The sequence below is a fragment of the Kurthia huakuii LAM0618 genome (assembly GCF_000505545.1).
GTDB classification, from domain to species: Bacteria; Bacillota; Bacilli; order Bacillales_A; family Planococcaceae; genus Kurthia; species Kurthia huakuii.
In genome coordinates, this window is the sequence record NZ_AYTB01000013.1 from 301,419 (window position 1) to 318,185 (window position 16,767).

Here is a 16,767-nt window from a genome sequence, read left to right on the forward strand (position 1 = left end):
TCAATTAAATAAGGAGGGAAATAGAATATGATTGCTGTAGCGCAGCCGATGTATGTCGCTAAAATTAAACGAGCCCATGAACAAGTGTGGAATGATGTGATGTGTGTCAGTAGTTATCAAGCAGCCCCATATATCGGGGAATGTTTTTACGTATATGAAGAACGCTTGCAAAAAGGACAACGCTATTTTTCACTGCAACGTACGGCGATTAGTGAGCCAATTGGTTGGCTTCATGAAAATAGTGTTATGTTTGCATCATATAAAGAATTGCCGCGTGATGAACAGATTTATCAATTTTCTGGAACAGGGATGTGCTATACGCATCCGAATGGCGGGCGATTAGATCAGCTCTATCCAGCATTGCACGTTTTTGAAGGCCAGTTATTTATGCCACTTGAAACGGTGCGTATTGGCAATAATCGTTGGCATCTTGGGAAAATTGGAGATACAAGTGCCTGGGTGCAAGATGTTCATCTGTTAAAATGTTGAAAAGCAACTCGATTTTTAGGAGAAATATAAAATTTGAGTCGTGATTTTCTTGGCTAAATGAATGATTTAATGCGCTTGAAAGCAAAAAAATGTAAGGCGATTTTGAAAATCGCCTTACATTTTTTCTTTTGTCCCAGCCTTTTTTGAAGGCACAATCTTTGACTTTAAAAACCGATAAGATTACTTTTAACTAGAAGGAGTGATGAACATGTTAACACCATTTACATTTAACAACGGCGTGAAATTACGCAATCGCTATGTAATGGCGCCGATGACAACTTATTCTGCCAATGCAGATGATACGGTATCCGATGAGGAAATCGCTTATTACAAAGAACGTTCGCATGGCGTAGGCGCTGTTATTACAGCTTGTACATATGTCATCGCAAACGGCAAAGGCTTCAGAGGACAAATTGCTGGTCATACCGATGCGTATATTGCGAGCCTTGCGAAAATTGCTGCGGCGATTCATGAAGGCGGGGCGAAAGCCGTTTTACAAATTTATCATGGGGGTCGCCAAGCCGTACGTGAGCTTGTGCCAAATGGTGATATTGTTAGTGCCAGTGAAACGCTCGCAGCAGATGGTGGTATCGCACGTGCACTAACAATCGATGAAATTCATGATATTATTCAGGCATTCGGTGAGACGACGAGACGCGCTATTGAAGCTGGCTTTGACGGTGTTGAAATTCATGGCGCGAACACGTATTTGTTACAGCAATTTTTCTCAGGCTTTACAAATAAACGCCAAGACGCTTATGGTGGCTCGATTGAAAAACGACTGCGCTTTCCATTAGAAGTAGTCGCAGAAGTGAATCGTGTGAAGGCGCGTTATGCAAATGATCGTTTTCTTGTCGGTTATCGCTTTAGCCCTGAAGAACCAGAAGAGGATGGTATCACATTAGATGATACGATTCAGCTTGTTGATCGTTTAGCGGATGCTGACCTAGATTATTTACACATTTCGCTTGGTGACTTCCGCACACAAGCACGTCGTTATAGCGGCGCAAAAGAAAACCGCATCGCGATTTTACATCGTGTTATTCGTGGTCGCGTGCCATTTATTGGTGTTGGCTCGATTTATTCAAAAGAGGATGCGCGTGAAGCTGTTAGTACCGGCGCAGAGCTTTTCGCCCTCGGACGTGAACTATTAATTGAACCTCATTGGGTAGAGAAAGTAACGAATGGTGAAGAAGTTATTACAGCAATGGATATGACGCGCGATAATGTCATCCCAGGACCACTGATGGACATGATGAAGTTTCGTAAGGGCTGGGTACCGGGTGTGAAATAATAAAAAGCAGGAAGCCAATGCTTCCTGCTTTTTATTATTTATTTTCTTCGTTTTTCTTGACCCAGTAATCAGCATTTTTAATGCCTAATTTCACTGGATCAAATACAGGGTCTTTGCCTTCTTTTTTCTGTTGCTCGTAATCTTTTAACGCGATTAGTGTAGGCTTCACTAAGAATAAGAGCGCGATAACGTTGACCCAAACCATTAAGCCAAGGCCGATATCCCCAAGTGTCCAAGCAGCTGTTGACGTCTTAATTGAACCATAGAATAAACCGATTAAGAAGATGACTTGCATAAAACGAATCGCTAATTTTAACTTATTGCCATCTAAGAAGTACGCCAAGTTTGTTTCAGCGATGTAGTAGTAAGCCATAATCGTTGTAAAGGCGAAGAAGAATAATGCAATTGCCACAAAGCCCGCACCAAATCCGTCTAACGGGAAGGCGTGCTCTAATGCAGCTTGTGTATATTGTGTACCTGCCACAGCACCAGGTACATTTTCAACGATAAATTCACCCTCTTTTGGACCTGATTCATACGACACATTGTATTGACCTGTAAATAGGATAATAAATGCCGTTGCCGTACATACTAAGAATGTATCAAAGTAAATTGAGAACGCTTGTACAAGACCTTGTTTTACAGGGTGACTAACTTCAGCCGCTGCTGCATGGTGAGGACCTGTACCTTGTCCTGCTTCGTTGGCGTAAATCCCACGTTTGACACCCCATGCGATCGCTGCACCAAGAATACCGCCGAACATTTCATTGGCACCGAAGGCACTTGAGAAGATTAAGCTAAAGACTGCTGGAATTTGGTCAAAGTTTAAAATAATAATAATGAAAGCAACTAAAATGTATGCACCTGCCATAAATGGTACGATGATCGATGCCACGCTAGCAATACGTTTGACACCGCCAATAATAATAATCCCAATAAATACGACTAAAAATGCGCCAGATACCCAAGCAGGAATGTTAAAGGCGTTGTCCATCGCATCTGCGATTGAGTTTGATTGTACAGTTGGCATTAAAATAGCCATTGCAATTACACCAACAACGGCGAAAATCATGCCTAACCATTTTTTACCTGAGAATTTATGTATGTAGTAAGCAGGGCCACCACGATAAATTCCATTTTTTTCTTCTTTGTAAATTTGCGCTAATGTTGACTCGACGTAAGCTGTTGATGCACCGATAAAGCCGAGTACCCACATCCAGAAAATAGCCCCTGGACCACCGAATGCGATTGCCGTTGCTGTACCGGCGATGTTCCCTACACCAATACGGCCTGATAATGCCATTGCCATCGCTTCAAATGATGATACGCCGGCAGATGATTTTTCTCCTTTAGACAATTGTACGAACATGTCTTTGAAAAAGCGCAACTGCATAAATCGTGTCATAAATGTAAAAATTAAACCAACAACTAAAATGCCATAAATCATGACAGGACTCCAAAGCCAGTCGTTGACGGTCGTTAGCATGTCTTCCATAACATCACCTCTTGATTATTTTGACTATAAGATATATTATATTCTGACAATTCATAACATTCAATATAATTTTATACGAAAATAATATTTCCGAAAAAATATTCAATATATTAGACGACAAAAAAGCTTGTAAATAAAGGGATTGCGCTGTATATTAGCTATCTAAAAATAGCTATTTTTTTTGCGATGCTATTAAAAAAGAAAGCACCGATTTGGTACTTTCTTGTCATTATGCACGGTATTGTGCTAAAAATTGTTGCCCTACTGCTGTAAGTGCGACCTCACCGACGCCAAATGTTACTTCACAATTGCCATCCGTTAGCATACTAGAAATCCCAACGACATAATGATGGCGTTTCGCTTCTTGAATGGCTTCGTGCATTTCTTCGTCATTCAACGTATTTTGCCATTGCGTATAATCGCGACCGGCATGCTCGACGTCGCGTAAAAGAGCGTAAACATGCTGCATCTAAACACCTCCCTACAAGTAATCAAGAAATAGGCGATTGAGTGTCGTCACCGCTTCGTGAATAAACTGACGATATGCGACATTGTCAAACAACGTAAAATATAAATCATCACTCGACTGATTTTTAAATGACGGTACTTGCTCGATATCATCGAAAGGTAAGAATTCCCAATAGACGAAATCCCCATCAAAAAATGGCTGTTCAATATGTGGTAAGAAGCGCTTCACTTCTTCTGTACTCAACGGTTTTGTTGCTATAAACCCTGCATATAAGCGGTCATCTAGTTCAATGCGAAATAATAGTTGTACATCTCGGTAAATTTCGGTGAATACATACGTTAGTCCAGGTTTTGTCGAAGCATGCTGCTGATAGTAACCATCCAATTTATTTGGTGCTAAATAATCGTGCTCATTTGTGAGCCGCTTCAATGGAATAGCGGCATCCAAATCTGCAAAAATACGACGAATCAAGTCGATTTTCGTTTGCTGCATCGTCTTTTCAATCGCAAAAGCGCTCTTCATCATTTCCGGTGAAGAAGCGAGCGTTTGTTTTAATTCCATTTGCTGTTCATCTCCTAATTGATTCGTCATTTTACGAAGCATTTGTAAAAATTGCATCAGTACCTCACGTATGGGTGGTACATTAATCGTTTCATAGTGACATAGTGCTTGCTTCACAAAGCGCGTCATATCTTTTTCAAACGATACTGAAATACTACGCGCTGATGCTGCATCGTGACCAAATGGGGTTACATAATAGAAAGAACACGTTAATTTTGTCGGCAATACGCATGGCGTTTCAAGCTCAATCATTATCGGGAAAAACTGGGATTTCGTTTGAAGCACTAAATCAATGCGTTCATTGTCAGGCGTCAAATAATGACGGAAAACGCGGAGCTCCGTATCAAGTGTCGTATGTAAAACGTATTTAGCAAACAATGTCGCGTAAAGGTCGCGCTGTCCATGACTGCCTAGTGGATTGAGTACATCATAAAGAAAGCGCCCAATCGCATCTTTTTGTTGATGCACTTGCAAAATCGAAAAAATATTAAAATGGCCACCTGTTTGTTGTTTCAATGCTTCTCTTTTTTGACGAAGATTTGTCGTCTGTTGCAAGAGCATATGTTGCAGTAAAAGCTGTTGTTCCATCGCATTCGTTCCTTTCTGATACAGCTAGTATAACAAAAACCTTTACAGTTTTGTCGCTGCGTGCTATGATAAATCCATAAACTGACGAACGTTCGTAAGGAGGCAGGCGCATGACGCAGCAAGATATTATGATGGCCGGGTTACGTAATTTTGCAGAGCATGGCTATGAGGGAGCATCAATGGCGATGATTGCCGATGCGGTCGGCATTAAGAAACAATCGATTTATACGCATTTTAAAAATAAAGATGCGCTTTTTTTAGCGGTATGTGAGGAATGTATTACACAAGAAATGGATTTTATTCAAATGGTAATAGAGTCACAACAAAATTATAAAGAGCTGTTTGAACGTTATATTGCACGTTATCAACACAACGCGGCGACGAAGTTTTGGCTACGGATGATGTTCTTTCCGCCACAGCATTTATATGATGAGGTGATGGACGGGGTGTATCGTTACTTAGATGCAGTCGAGGAATTAGCAACGGATATGTTTGCGATGGCTGAGACGGTAACACGAGACGTTCCGCCGACGATTTTGGCACAAAGTTATTTAGCATTGTTAGATAGTATTTTTGTTGAATTATTGTATGGTGATAGTGAGCGCGCACACCGCCGTTTAGAAGCGGCCTATACTGTTTTTGCGCGCGGAATTTAGAGGAGGCATAAATAATGACAAACTGGCTATATGTATTGGCAGCAGGGCTTGTGGAAATTTTATGGGTATTTGGCTTAAAGGCATCTGAGTCCGCGTTGGAATGGGCTGGAACGATTGGCTTAATCGTTATTTCCTTCTACTTAATTATGAAAGCAACATCGCAGTTACCTGTTGCAACGGTTTATGCGGTATTTACAGGGATTGGCACAGCGGGGACAGTAGCAGTAGGCATGTTATTTTTAGACGAACCCTTTAGCTGGCTAAAAATCTTCTTTATTGCAACGTTATTATTAGGCGTTATTGGCTTAAAATTGGTCACAGGTGAAAAGGAGGCTGCGTAAATATGGCTTGGGTAGCATTAATTGTAGCAGGCTTATCGGAAGTGATCGGCGTCAACGGTATGAACATGTTGGCACGTCGTGATAAACGCGGATTACTCGTCATGATTGTCGGCTTTATAATTAGTTTTTCCTTATTAAAATATGCGATGATGACGTTACCAATGGGCATGAGTTATGCAATTTGGACCGGCATTGGGACGGTTGGCGCCGCACTGATCGGCATGTTTTTTTATGGGGAATCTAAAAGTGCCTTGCGCCTTGCCTGTATCGCACTGATTTTAGGCTCGGTTATTGGCTTAAAATTAATTGCATAAGTGAGTAGAGATTCGTCGTTGTGCGAATCTCTTTTTTTAATGCTGCATAATAGTAAAAAGGAGGTGACGACGACATAGCGCACCTCCTTTTTTTAGCCATTCATCGTTCGGAGTGTTAATAAATCGTGAACATCATTCATTAAATAGGTTGGTTCTTCGGCTAATAAGCTTTCAAGCGAATGACTGCCCCACGTTACGGCACACGTTTTAACGCCAGCTGCCTTGCCCATTTGCAAATCAAAAATCGCATCCCCAATCATAACAGCTCTCTCTAGCGGAAAGCGATGCCGCGCTTGTAACAATAAAATACTTTCGGGATTAGGCTTATGCTCAGCGACCATATCGGCACCAATAACGTCGCTAAAATAGTGGCGGATGCCAATCGATTCTAAGTTTCGTAACAAGGCGATGCTATGCTTACTCGATGCGACATAACAGGCATCAAGTTTCGATAACGTTGCTAGCACTTCGGGAATGCCTTCATAAACATGAATATATTGTTGCTCATATTCTTTGTAAAGAATACGAAATAATGTAATTAATTCATCTAAATCGGTGTCATTTAGTGGCTCAATTGCCATTGCTTGAAATGATTTTTCGATTGGAATGCCCATATAATAAATGATCGTGTCGTCATTTGGGACTGTTAAATCTAAGTCAAAATAGGCTTTGCGCGTTGCAAGTAAACTACATTCATGCGAATCGGCTAATGTACCATCAAAATCAAAAATAAAGACCATCTAAAACACTCCTTTCAAATCACATACATTATTCTTTACCCGAAAAAAGTGTTAGCGTATCATCTATTAAAAAATGGAATGACTAAAATCGAAACTTTTTATCTAAGTCAACAGTAGTATTTTATGAAAATAGTAATAAAATGAATCCTTTAAGCAAAAATCTATTAATAAACTAGCTAAAAAATTTAGATTTATGTTTATTCTGCGCGTTTTTTTAGTGAAGAATAATAGACAAACATGCCTTTTGGGTTACAACTAGATACTTTTAGGGTATAAGGTTAAATAGGAAGGGGAGAAGCACATGCTGAAACTAGAACAGTTATCGAAAGTATATCGAGGTGGAAAGAAAGCGGTAGATGACCTCAATATCGAAGTAGAAAAAGGCGAATTTATTGCATTTATCGGTACGAGTGGTAGTGGGAAAACAACCGCGCTTCGTATGATTAATCGCATGATTGAGCCGACAAGTGGCACCATTACATTGAATGGTGAAAACTTGATGAAAAAAAATCCAGTGGCGCTCAGACGTTCCATTGGCTATGTTATTCAACAAATTGGTTTAATGCCACATATGACAATCCGCGACAATATTACCCTCGTACCAAAACTACTAAAGTGGTCTAAAGACAAGAAGGACCAAACAGCTGAAACACTTATTGATCTCGTTGATTTGCCACGCAGTTATTTAGATATGTACCCTGCACAATTATCAGGAGGTCAGCAACAACGTATTGGTGTACTGCGTGCACTTGCTGCCAATCAAGATATTATTTTAATGGATGAACCATTCGGTGCACTTGACCCGATTACGCGTGATACGCTGCAAGATTTAATGAAAGATTTACAGCAACGCCTTGGGAAAACGGTCATTTTCGTCACGCATGATATGGACGAGGCTATTAAGTTAGCCGACCGTATTTGTATTATGCACAATGGGCAAATGGTGCAATTTGATACACCAGACAATATTTTAGCGGCACCTGCGAATGATTTTGTGCGCGAATTTATCGGTTCGCATCGTCTTATTCAAAATAAGCCGAGCGCCAAACTCGTAGATGATGTGATGATTAAACCGATTACGATTTCAATGGAAAAAAGTATCGATGATGCTATTTTAACGATGGTAAAGCGCCGCGTTGATACGCTATTTGTCGTCGATGGTAAAGAACATTTACGCGGCATGATTACCGTTGAAGCAATAACAACCAATCGCAATTCAACCGATACGGTGTCTGATGTGATGACGACGGATATTTCGGCAGTACATACCGGCACAAAACTTCAAGATACAGTGCGTCGCATTTTACGTCGAAATTTAAATAATATCCCGGTTATCGATGAAGAACGTCATCTTGTTGGGCTCGTAACGCGCGCAAACATCGTTGACATTGTTTATGACACAATTTGGGGCGACGAGGAAACAGAAAAAGCAGAATAGGGGGCGTTATCCATGATGGAATTTATTCAAGCTAATAGTAGCGATATGCTAACGAAAACATGGGAACATCTCTACATCTCGCTAATTGCACTGGGGCTTGGCATTATTGTAGCCGTCCCGGTCGGCATTATATTATCGAAAACGACAAAAGTAGCAAAAGTTGTGTTATCGATTACAAGTGTCCTTCAAACGTTACCATCACTCGCAATTTTAGCGTTAATGATTCCGTTTTTAGGTGTAGGTGTCGTTCCTGCCATTATCGCATTATTTATTTACGTATTACTACCGATTTTAAACAATACATACCTTGGCATGAAATCGGTCAATTCAAATTTAGTCGCTGCCGGCACGAGTATGGGTATGACGCGTTGGCAAACGGTTTATATGGTCGAGCTACCACTCGCAATTCCAGTTATTATGGCTGGGATTCGTTTATCGGCTGTGTATGCCATTTCATGGGCAACACTGGCATCATATATTGGTGCTGGTGGGCTCGGAGACTTCATTTTTAACGGTTTAAACTTATATCAAACAGACTACATCGTAGCGGGGGCAGTACTTGTTACGGCACTTGCGCTCATCGTTGATTTTATTTTAAGCCGCGTCGAAAAATGGGTGACACCAAAAGGCTTGCGTGTCGAACGATAAGGGGGAAGGATAATGAAAAAGCTTATAGCATTGTTAGCTTGTAGTATCCTACTCGTTTTAGCGGGATGCTCAAGTCAAAATGCTGTCGAATCAGGCGATCAAGTCACGATTGCCTCGGCAGCAACAACCGAAAGCTCAATTATGGCGTATATGCTACGCGATATGATTGAGCATTATACAGATGAAGAAGTTGAGATGATTAACAATTTAGGAACGAGTACGACGCTTCACCAAGCGATGCTTAACGGTGATGCTAATATTTCGGCGACGCGTTATACCGGGACTGATTTAACGGGGGCGCTTGGCGAAGAGCCGATTTCGGACCCTGTAAAGGCACTTGAAACCGTAAAAAAATTAACACAACAGCGCTTCGACCAAACGTATTTTGACTCATATGGTTTTGAAAATACGTATGCCTTTTTAGTAACAAAGGACATGGCTGAAAAATACAATTTAAAAACGGTTAGTGATTTAGGGAAAATAGCGAAAAATTTACAGGCCGGTGTTGATACATCGTGGATTAACCGTGAGGGCGATGGCTATAAAGGCTTCACAAAAGCATATGGTTTTGACTTTAAAAAAGTGTATCCGATGCAAATTGGTCTTGTTTATGATGCGCTGCAAGCAGGAAAAATGGACGTTGTATTAGGTTATACAACAGATGGGCGTATTAGTAGCTATGATTTAGTCGTATTAAAAGATGATAAGCAGTTTTTCCCGCCATATGATGCAAGTCCACTAGCAACCGATAAATTGCTTGAAAAAAAACCTGAAGTGAAAGCCGCCATTGAGCGCTTAATTGGTCAAATCTCAACAGATGATATGCAAAAGTTAAACTATGAAGCGGATAATGATTTAATCGAGCCTTCCATTGTAGCAGAGCGCTTCTTGAAAAAGCATAATTATTTTGAACAGGACAAAGGAGGCGAGTCGTAATGGCAGATATGAATACATTCGAACAATTTATTTACTACCTCTCTGAAAACGGCTCGTATGTCTTAATCTTATTTCTACAACACTTTTTAACGTCCATTTACGGCGTATTACTCGCAGCGATTGTCGGAATTCCAATTGGCGTCGTCGTTGCGAAATATGGCAAGTTAGCAGGGCCGATTATTACGATTGCTAATATTATTCAAACGATTCCAGCACTCGCATTGCTCGCGATTTTAATGCTCGGTATGGGGCTTGGGCGTCCGACAGTTATTGTAGCGGTATTTTTATATGCGCTGCTTCCGATTATTAAAAACACGTACACAGGGATTACGAATATTAATAACGATTTAATCGATGCTGGTAAAGGAATGGGCATGACGCGTAGCCAAGTGCTCTATATGATTGAATTACCGCTATCACTATCGGTAATTATTGGTGGCTTACGTATTGCACTTGTTGTGGCGATTGGCGTTGTAGCGATTGGCGCATTTATCGGGGCTGGCGGTTTAGGCGATATTATTATTCGCGGCACCAATGCGACAAACGGTACAGCGATTATTTTAGCCGGTGCGATTCCAACAGCACTAATGGCCGTTATTGCCGACATTGTTTTAAGCTTTATTGAACGTCGTCTAGATCCGGTGAAACGTCATAAAAAAGTGGCGACACCTGAAGTACAATCGTTAGAAAATTAACGATAAAAAGAATCACGCATTGACGTGGTTCTTTTTATTTTTCCAAATATTGTTTATAATATGGGGGGGATGGAGGGATACATATGAAAAAATTATTCGCAATCGTTGGGGCGGCCACATTACTACTCTCAGCTTGTGGGCAACAAACAATGGTGTCACAAACAACATTTACAAAAAAAGAAGAAGCGATCATCGAGACATCGAATATGACGCCAAGTAACTTCCTAGATTATCAAGTCGAACCTGGCAAGGAATTAGTGCTCGACATTTACTTGTATCAAGATGGCTTGACGAAAAATAAACTCGTCTATTCAAAAGACAATGGCGAAGAAAGTTCGGGCATTATTACGCTAGGATTTCAGCCACAAGGAAACACCTTAAATTTTAGGGCGGATTATTTGACGTTGAACATAGGTAAAAATTTCACACAATGGGGGCAAAATGTTTTTTATCCACAAAAAGAAATAGGCGAGAAAGCCGTATTAATTAGTAGTTACCAAGCATCTCAAAACGAGCAGATGGTTTTTTCGGCAGAATTGGAAGCAGACGGGGTGTATAAACAACGCGACCTTTCAAAAATTAAAGCAGGCGATGTTTTTGTTGATGTTGTCGCTCATACGAAATAAAAAACAGGAAGTGCGATGCCTGCCTGACTTAAAAAACGAAGCCATTATTAAAGAGAAAGACACTTCTAGAGTATTAAAACTTTAGAGGTGTTTTTTGATGGGCAAAAACCATAAAAGTAATGGACATGAAATTGGCAAATACGTTGCATTTAGCAAGCAGTCAAAGAAAAAGGCGTTATCATTGAAACATTCTATCTTAAAAGGCTTTTAGCACAACAAATGACGTTGTCGTTCAAACCGTTCAAGCATACGCGAATTTTGGCAAAGTTAAACCACCTTTCTTCAGTTGCATACCGAAAAAAGGTGGTGAAAAAACAATTTGACGGCAACTCCTAGGGGACTAGTATGAGTGGAAGACCCCGCGAGCTTGCGAGCAAGGAGGCTTCAGCCATGCCCCAGGAAAGCGTCCGTCAAGTTTAGCTAAAAGAAGTGTCTTTTTCACTGTCCCAGTTTAGTGGTTCAGTGCGATCATGCACTTTCTGTTTTTGTTATACCTTAAATTCTTCAAATGGTTGAATCGTTAATTTCATTTGTAAAATGCTTAATTGTTCATCTGATAAGCCATAAAAATCTGTCGCCGCATTATTTAGTGCTGTAACGATAAATGGCCCAAACACGCGCATTGTAAATTTGTCCTCATCGGCCGCAATACGAAATGAAAAACCTTGTTGGTCGTACTGTGCCTCTTCATCACAAAATAGTACGACATTTGGTACGACGTCATGTAAACTAACGGGTGTAAGTTTGCGCTCCTCTAAGCCAAGTTGGTCTAATGCCCACGTAAAATCAAGCTGCCCCTCTTTTGACATCATTTGAACCCCTTGATCTGTTGCGATAATGTAATGCATCATTCATTCCCCCTAAGTGTTTTCTTTCTAAATTGAATCCATAAAAATACAGATCGAACATATAAATCGATTAATAATGCGAGCCAGACGCCAGCAATGCCCATATCAAGCATAATTCCAAGAACGTAGACACCAACAATGCGCAGGCCCCACATACCTACAGCCGTTGAATACATCGGTGTTTTCGTATCACCGGCACCTTGTAGCGCACCAGCTAAGACGAAGCTCATTGCTACAGCAGGCTGTGCAAAGGCATCAATGCGTAGTGCGGTGACAATTTGGTCAATGACGACCGGGTCATCGGTAAACCAACGTGCCATCCACGGACAAAAAATAAACATTAGTACCCCTAGTATCGACATGACGACAATCGTCACAGCTGTTGACAGGACGCCGTATTCAAATGCGTCGTTCAAACGCTTTGCGCCAATGCTTGCACCAACAAAGGTTGTCGCGACAACGGCCATACCGTAGCCGGGCATAAACGTAAAGGCTTCAATATTTTCAGCAATCATATGTGCCGCATACGTGTCAGCACCAATTTTAATAATGAGACCAAAATAAACAACTTGTCCAACGCGCATAATGAGGCGCTCTGCCGCTGCTGGTGTCGATAACGTAATAAGCTGTTTCATCAGTGTGCGATCATTCGGGCTCTGCCACTGAAAGCGAAGCAACGTTTTCTGTACCGCATAGTAAAGCCATAAACTATTGGCAATGCGAATAACGACCGTTGCATAAGCAGCGCCGGCCACACCCCAATCAAGTACAATAATAAATACATAATCCAGTGCGATATGGACGATATTTAATAAAAAGCTAATTTTAAGTGGCGTCGTTGTATTCCCGGTTGCTCGAATGACGCTTGCGAGCACCATCGTTAATGAGATGAACAGCGCTGGAATCCCAACGATGCGTAAATAAATAGCACCAAGCGCAACAATCGCTTCACTTGCGCCCATGACACGTAGCATATTTTCAGCAAAAAACTGTGTGGCGATACCAAACAAAATGCCTGACACAATCGCAAGTAGTGTGGATTGTTTTGCTGTTTGTTTTGCTTGAACTAAGTTGTCAGCGCCTAAATAGCGCGCAATTAGTGACGAGGCACCGACACCAATTGCCATAAAGATGGCCATATAAATGGCGATAATCGCATTGGCAATACTCACCGCTGTGACGGCGTCTAAACTGACTTTTGAGACAAATAATGTATCGACAAAACCGACGAGTGTTTGTAAAACATTTTCAAACATCGCTGGAATCCCCATAACAAGAATGGCGCGCAGTTTTTTCTTACGCGTATTGTAATGCTCAAGTTGTAATTTTTCCATCATGTTAAAAGTATAGCACAATAGTTGCTCTTTTCGTCGAGAGCCTTTAGAGTAGAATGTAGAAGGCGAGGTTTTTTTAATGAAACGTATTGCACTTGATATGGACCAAGTGATGGCGGATTTGGTCGCAAAATTTTTAAGCCGCTTCAATGAAGAGTACAATAAAAATTATACGAAGGACGATGTTGTTGGGAAACGTCTACCTGAGCTTGATGAAGCCGCACCACACGCATTGTATGAATATTACGGCGATCCATCATTTTTCCGCGATTTACCGGTTATGCCACATAGCGTCGAGGTCGTTGAACGCTTAAGTGAACACTATGAAATTTATATTGCAACAGCGGCGATGGAAGTGCCACCATCATTTATGGCAAAATTTGAATGGTTGCAGCAATTTTTCCCGACAATTCCGCAACATCATTATGTTTTCTGCGGTGATAAAAGTGTTATTCATGCCGATTATTTAGTTGATGATACCGAGTTACAATTAAATCGTTTTAAAAATACAGGTGTTATGTTTGCAGCGCCACATAATGAACATTCGGCATACCCAATTCGCGTGAACGATTGGTTAGAACTTGAAAAATTCTTTATGACTGAGCTTGAAAAATACAAAGAGGCCGAGACAGAACTAAAATAAAATTTCCATTAAATAACGACAAAAAGCGAACGCTGATGAATCTTCGGAGTGAATTTCCATCATATCGTTCGCTTTTTTCATTGGCTGAACCTCTTTTTTTAAGATAATAACGCCATTTTGTTGAAGCGTTTTCGCGGCTGAATATGGTCATATGGCAAAATATGAAGAACTTGTTCGATAAAGCGCTCTGTATTAAGCTCAATATCTTGCTCATACTGTGCAATCGCTCGTTCAAAACGCGCATATTGAAGTTGATCCTCAAGCACCGTCATTACTTGCGCAATCGCTGGCTTTGAAGAATCGAGTGCATAAACGAGCTGCTTAGGTACTAAATAATCCATATTAATTTGTTCTTGACCCGGAAGCACGGATGATACAAAAATCGGCACACGTTTTACAAAAGCTTCAGAAATTGTAACGCCACCAGGTTTTGTAATAAGACCGTCGACTTGTTCATACAATGCATTCATATCTTCACGACTGGAAATATAAGAGAGAGGCGTAACATTTGGCAAAGCAGACGCTTTAATTTTTTCATATAATTGTTTGTTATTGCCACATAATACGGAAAATTGCGTATCCGGATAAGCACGACATTGTTCAGTTAGCGATGCCATATCGCCTAAGCCACTATTGCCGCCCGCTAAAAGCAAATGTTTTGATGGCGAATGTTTACGCTGTGCGATGCGCGTCATTGATGGATGTACCGGAATCCCTGAAATTAAAATACGTTCAGATGCAATATCAAAATTTGTTTTTAACTGTTCACCAACCGCTTTAGATGGTACTAAATGCAGATCGATGCCAGCCTTTGCCCACACACCACCAGCAAAGAAATCGGTATACGCATTGATGACTGGTACTGAAATATGCCCTTTTACTTTCAAATTTCCAACCGCATGTGAAGGAAAACTATGCGTACAAATAACCGCTTCTGGCTTTTTTTCTAAAATAATACGTTCAAGCGTTTGTTCCATTAAATTTTCCCATGGTGAAAATGGTTTGAAGTCATACGTTTGTTGATTAAATTGCTTCGCATAAAATTTACTATATGATACGGGATGCTTTTGAATCCAAGCTAAATAAATACGCGAAATCATTTTTTCAATACGCGGAAATGTGTAATTAAAAATATCGAGCTTTTCAACTTCTTGCGCTGGGTCTTGCTTTTTTATATGAGCTGCAATGGCATCAGCAACTTGATGATGCCCTGATTGCATTTGCATAAATGGTAAAATTAAAATCATAATTAACACGTCCTTTACGTCCAAATAAAGTGCGACAATAGTTAGGTGAAGTTATTTTTTTAATGCCTGTTTTCGTTTATGCTTAACAAAGAAAAATAAAATGAAGGCAAGACCAATAAAAATACCGATAAACGGTAAATATTCATAACGAATTGAAATAACATTTGCGGTTGCGTATCCAAGCGCCATAAAAGGCACTACCCATATTGTGGTACCAATTAAACTTACGATGACATACGGTACAAATGAAATTTTTGAAATACCAGCTAAATAAGGATTAATTTGACGCGCTCCGGGGATAAATAGGCCAATAAGGAGCGCTTTTTTGTAGTTGGCTTCATATTTTTCTTGAAATGCTTTTACTTTAAAATCGCTCATTTTCATTAATTTCGTCACTTTTTGAAAGACCGGCGCACCTGCATAGCGACCGACAACATAGCTTGATAAGAAACCGATGAATACGCCGAAGAAAGCCGCAAGAATCGATGGGAGCCCTGGTAATGTGTGCTCATGAATTAAAATGCCGATAATGACGACCAATGTTTCCTCTGGTGCCGGAATCCCAACGACACCAAAAAATAACGAAATAAAAATAATTAATGGACCATAGCTTTCAACGAGTGATAATACGTGATTAGTGTCCATGCGTTGCTAACCACACTTTCGAATCTGTGAACTGCTGACCCGAAAGCGTAGCCTGATGAAGAAACTGCGATAATTGGTGCAGCATATAGGCTGGAGCAGCGTCATCTGCCCCGCGGTTTTGTCCACAATCATGCAAGACATAAATCGCCCCGTCTTGGCGCTTTGCATGAAGTTTTTGTAACAATGTTGTTTGACACGTTTGAATTTTCCAATCACCAAAAATACCTGACCAGAGCACAGGCGTTAAATCCAATTTTCGCGCTACAGGTAATGTGGCTAATGAAATATGTCCATACGTAGGTCGATACAGTGTAATCGCCTCATGTGTTAATTGCTCGATGACATCTTTTGCATGCTCTAATTCGCGATAAAGGCCAACAGGTGATAACAAATAGCTATTCACATGGGTATAGTGATGTAAGCCAATGACATGACCTTCTCGTTGCATCCGCTTAATCAGCTCTGGATGACGTTCTGCTTTTTCAGCAACGACAAAGAAAATCGCTTTTATATCGTAACGCTTTAAAAGATCCAACAGCTGCGGTGTATATTGCGGATTAGGGCCGTCATCGAACGTCAGCATAATTCCGGGCATCCCATTATTTTGCACGATGCCATAAGAAGTACTACGCGTAAACACTGTCGGTAACACTGTGTAAGCAGCGACGAGTCCAATTGCCGCTGCCATTATTTTTTTCATCATAACCAACCCCTCATAAAACTAGAACGAACTTCCTGTAAAAAGGTGTCCTTGTATTCC

20 protein-coding genes are annotated in these 16,767 nt (G+C 40.7%); 11 read left to right on the forward strand and 9 right to left on the reverse strand.

Translation table 11 applies throughout. From position 1 onward, the window contains the following. The first annotated feature begins 27 nt into the window (after positions 1-27). Entirely contained in the window at positions 28-489 is a 462-nt protein-coding gene (locus tag V514_RS0111445) for a hypothetical protein (protein WP_029500078.1), read from the forward strand. A 208-nt stretch (positions 490-697) separates the two neighbouring features. Continuing rightward, complete coding sequence (locus V514_RS0111450; RefSeq protein WP_035944703.1) at positions 698-1,783, forward strand: NADH-dependent flavin oxidoreductase; 1,086 nt, start codon at positions 698-700, stop codon at positions 1,781-1,783. A gap of 34 nt (positions 1,784-1,817) precedes the next feature. Here the strand turns inward: V514_RS0111450 and V514_RS0111455 are convergent, their stop codons facing one another. The 3 genes from V514_RS0111455 to V514_RS0111465 all read right to left on the reverse strand — a co-directional run bounded on the left by V514_RS0111455 (position 1,818) and on the right by V514_RS0111465 (position 4,896). Continuing rightward, entirely contained in the window at positions 1,818-3,278 is a 1,461-nt protein-coding gene (locus tag V514_RS0111455; RefSeq protein ID WP_029500080.1) for an alanine/glycine:cation symporter family protein, read from the reverse strand. Between the two features lie 229 nt (positions 3,279-3,507). After that, on the reverse strand, positions 3,508-3,747 hold the full coding sequence (locus V514_RS0111460) for a hypothetical protein (RefSeq protein ID WP_029500081.1): 240 nt from the start codon (positions 3,745-3,747) through the stop codon (positions 3,508-3,510). Positions 3,748-3,759: 12 nt separating this feature from the next. Then, positions 3,760-4,896: a PD-(D/E)XK nuclease family protein gene (locus tag V514_RS0111465; protein WP_029500082.1), complete on the reverse strand. Its 1,137-nt coding sequence runs from the start codon at positions 4,894-4,896 to the stop codon at positions 3,760-3,762. A gap of 110 nt (positions 4,897-5,006) precedes the next feature. On the opposite strand from V514_RS0111465, the gene V514_RS19140 reads away from it, so the two are divergent. The 3 genes from V514_RS19140 to V514_RS0111480 are packed head-to-tail and all read left to right on the forward strand — an operon-like array spanning position 5,007 to position 6,207. Then, positions 5,007-5,552, forward strand: coding sequence for a TetR/AcrR family transcriptional regulator (locus V514_RS19140; protein WP_035944704.1), 546 nt, complete (start codon positions 5,007-5,009; stop codon positions 5,550-5,552). Positions 5,553-5,566: 14 nt separating this feature from the next. Next, positions 5,567-5,893, forward strand: coding sequence for a DMT family transporter (locus tag V514_RS0111475; protein WP_029500083.1), 327 nt, complete (start codon positions 5,567-5,569; stop codon positions 5,891-5,893). Positions 5,894-5,895: 2 nt separating this feature from the next. Beyond that, entirely contained in the window at positions 5,896-6,207 is a 312-nt protein-coding gene (locus V514_RS0111480; protein WP_029500084.1) for a DMT family transporter, read from the forward strand. Positions 6,208-6,299: 92 nt separating this feature from the next. On the opposite strand, the gene V514_RS0111490 is transcribed toward V514_RS0111480, so the two are convergent. Continuing rightward, a complete protein-coding gene (locus V514_RS0111490; RefSeq protein WP_029500085.1) occupies positions 6,300-6,947 on the reverse strand; it encodes an HAD family hydrolase in 648 nt (215 codons plus the stop codon). Between the two features lie 301 nt (positions 6,948-7,248). On the opposite strand from V514_RS0111490, the gene V514_RS0111495 reads away from it, so the two are divergent. From V514_RS0111495 to V514_RS0111515, 5 genes are all read left to right on the forward strand, one after another. After that, positions 7,249-8,385 (forward strand): betaine/proline/choline family ABC transporter ATP-binding protein, encoded by a 1,137-nt coding sequence (locus V514_RS0111495; protein ID WP_029500086.1) that lies wholly within the window; start codon positions 7,249-7,251, stop codon positions 8,383-8,385. Positions 8,386-8,397: 12 nt separating this feature from the next. Further along, on the forward strand, positions 8,398-9,033 hold the full coding sequence (locus V514_RS0111500) for an ABC transporter permease (protein ID WP_029500087.1): 636 nt from the start codon (positions 8,398-8,400) through the stop codon (positions 9,031-9,033). A gap of 12 nt (positions 9,034-9,045) precedes the next feature. Beyond that, positions 9,046-9,969: a glycine betaine ABC transporter substrate-binding protein gene (locus V514_RS0111505; RefSeq protein WP_035944705.1), complete on the forward strand. Its 924-nt coding sequence runs from the start codon at positions 9,046-9,048 to the stop codon at positions 9,967-9,969. Further along, entirely contained in the window at positions 9,969-10,664 is a 696-nt protein-coding gene (locus tag V514_RS0111510) for an ABC transporter permease (protein ID WP_029500089.1), read from the forward strand. The genes V514_RS0111505 and V514_RS0111510 overlap by 1 nt, the downstream gene beginning before the upstream one ends. A gap of 83 nt (positions 10,665-10,747) precedes the next feature. After that, the gene (locus tag V514_RS0111515; protein ID WP_029500090.1) at positions 10,748-11,290 is read left to right on the forward strand and encodes a hypothetical protein; all 543 of its coding nucleotides are present in this window, start codon (positions 10,748-10,750) and stop codon (positions 11,288-11,290) included. Between the two features lie 488 nt (positions 11,291-11,778). On the opposite strand, the gene V514_RS0111525 is transcribed toward V514_RS0111515, so the two are convergent. Together V514_RS0111525 and V514_RS0111530 are read right to left on the reverse strand one after the other, a co-directional pair. Further along, positions 11,779-12,141: a DUF3846 domain-containing protein gene (locus tag V514_RS0111525; protein WP_235073317.1), complete on the reverse strand. Its 363-nt coding sequence runs from the start codon at positions 12,139-12,141 to the stop codon at positions 11,779-11,781. Continuing rightward, positions 12,138-13,475, reverse strand: coding sequence for an MATE family efflux transporter (locus V514_RS0111530; protein ID WP_327059467.1), 1,338 nt, complete (start codon positions 13,473-13,475; stop codon positions 12,138-12,140). Before V514_RS0111530 ends, V514_RS0111525 begins: the two co-directional genes overlap by 4 nt. Before the next feature lie 76 nt (positions 13,476-13,551). On the opposite strand from V514_RS0111530, the gene V514_RS0111535 reads away from it, so the two are divergent. Beyond that, positions 13,552-14,115: a 5' nucleotidase, NT5C type gene (locus V514_RS0111535; RefSeq protein WP_029500093.1), complete on the forward strand. Its 564-nt coding sequence runs from the start codon at positions 13,552-13,554 to the stop codon at positions 14,113-14,115. Positions 14,116-14,213: 98 nt separating this feature from the next. Here the strand turns inward: V514_RS0111535 and V514_RS0111545 are convergent, their stop codons facing one another. From V514_RS0111545 to V514_RS0111555, 3 genes are read right to left on the reverse strand one after another with little or no spacing between them, the layout of a single operon-like run. Continuing rightward, entirely contained in the window at positions 14,214-15,362 is a 1,149-nt protein-coding gene (locus V514_RS0111545) for an MGDG synthase family glycosyltransferase (protein ID WP_051392462.1), read from the reverse strand. Positions 15,363-15,413: 51 nt separating this feature from the next. Continuing rightward, positions 15,414-16,007 carry a DedA family protein gene (locus V514_RS0111550; protein WP_029500095.1) on the reverse strand — a complete coding sequence of 198 codons (594 nt, stop codon included), beginning with the start codon at positions 16,005-16,007 and terminating at the stop codon, positions 15,414-15,416. After that, positions 15,997-16,710 (reverse strand): polysaccharide deacetylase family protein, encoded by a 714-nt coding sequence (locus V514_RS0111555; RefSeq protein ID WP_235073326.1) that lies wholly within the window; start codon positions 16,708-16,710, stop codon positions 15,997-15,999. Before V514_RS0111555 ends, V514_RS0111550 begins: the two co-directional genes overlap by 11 nt. Between the last annotated feature and the right edge of the window lie 57 nt (positions 16,711-16,767).

Excerpts from the sequence above, each read along its gene's own strand:
- V514_RS0111445 (WP_029500078.1), top strand. The coding sequence starts at position 28 with ATGATTGCTGTAGCGCAGCCGATGTATGTCGCTAAAATTAAACGAGCC.
- V514_RS0111530 (WP_327059467.1), bottom strand. The coding sequence starts at position 13,475 with ATGATGGAAAAATTACAACTTGAGCATTACAATACGCGTAAGAAAAAA.
- V514_RS0111505 (WP_035944705.1), top strand. The coding sequence starts at position 9,046 with ATGAAAAAGCTTATAGCATTGTTAGCTTGTAGTATCCTACTCGTTTTA.
- V514_RS0111515 (WP_029500090.1), top strand. The coding sequence starts at position 10,748 with ATGAAAAAATTATTCGCAATCGTTGGGGCGGCCACATTACTACTCTCA.
- V514_RS0111535 (WP_029500093.1), top strand. The coding sequence starts at position 13,552 with ATGAAACGTATTGCACTTGATATGGACCAAGTGATGGCGGATTTGGTC.
- V514_RS0111480 (WP_029500084.1), top strand. The coding sequence starts at position 5,896 with ATGGCTTGGGTAGCATTAATTGTAGCAGGCTTATCGGAAGTGATCGGC.
- V514_RS0111510 (WP_029500089.1), top strand. The coding sequence starts at position 9,969 with ATGGCAGATATGAATACATTCGAACAATTTATTTACTACCTCTCTGAA.
- V514_RS0111495 (WP_029500086.1), top strand. The coding sequence starts at position 7,249 with ATGCTGAAACTAGAACAGTTATCGAAAGTATATCGAGGTGGAAAGAAA.
- V514_RS0111550 (WP_029500095.1), bottom strand. The coding sequence starts at position 16,007 with ATGGACACTAATCACGTATTATCACTCGTTGAAAGCTATGGTCCATTA.
- V514_RS0111450 (WP_035944703.1), top strand. The coding sequence starts at position 698 with ATGTTAACACCATTTACATTTAACAACGGCGTGAAATTACGCAATCGC.
- V514_RS19140 (WP_035944704.1), top strand. The coding sequence starts at position 5,007 with ATGACGCAGCAAGATATTATGATGGCCGGGTTACGTAATTTTGCAGAG.
- V514_RS0111490 (WP_029500085.1), bottom strand. The coding sequence starts at position 6,947 with ATGGTCTTTATTTTTGATTTTGATGGTACATTAGCCGATTCGCATGAA.
- V514_RS0111465 (WP_029500082.1), bottom strand. The coding sequence starts at position 4,896 with ATGGAACAACAGCTTTTACTGCAACATATGCTCTTGCAACAGACGACA.
- V514_RS0111460 (WP_029500081.1), bottom strand. The coding sequence starts at position 3,747 with ATGCAGCATGTTTACGCTCTTTTACGCGACGTCGAGCATGCCGGTCGC.
- V514_RS0111545 (WP_051392462.1), bottom strand. The coding sequence starts at position 15,362 with ATGATTTTAATTTTACCATTTATGCAAATGCAATCAGGGCATCATCAA.
- V514_RS0111500 (WP_029500087.1), top strand. The coding sequence starts at position 8,398 with ATGATGGAATTTATTCAAGCTAATAGTAGCGATATGCTAACGAAAACA.
- V514_RS0111455 (WP_029500080.1), bottom strand. The coding sequence starts at position 3,278 with ATGGAAGACATGCTAACGACCGTCAACGACTGGCTTTGGAGTCCTGTC.
- V514_RS0111525 (WP_235073317.1), bottom strand. The coding sequence starts at position 12,141 with ATGATGCATTACATTATCGCAACAGATCAAGGGGTTCAAATGATGTCA.
- V514_RS0111555 (WP_235073326.1), bottom strand. The coding sequence starts at position 16,710 with ATGATGAAAAAAATAATGGCAGCGGCAATTGGACTCGTCGCTGCTTAC.
- V514_RS0111475 (WP_029500083.1), top strand. The coding sequence starts at position 5,567 with ATGACAAACTGGCTATATGTATTGGCAGCAGGGCTTGTGGAAATTTTA.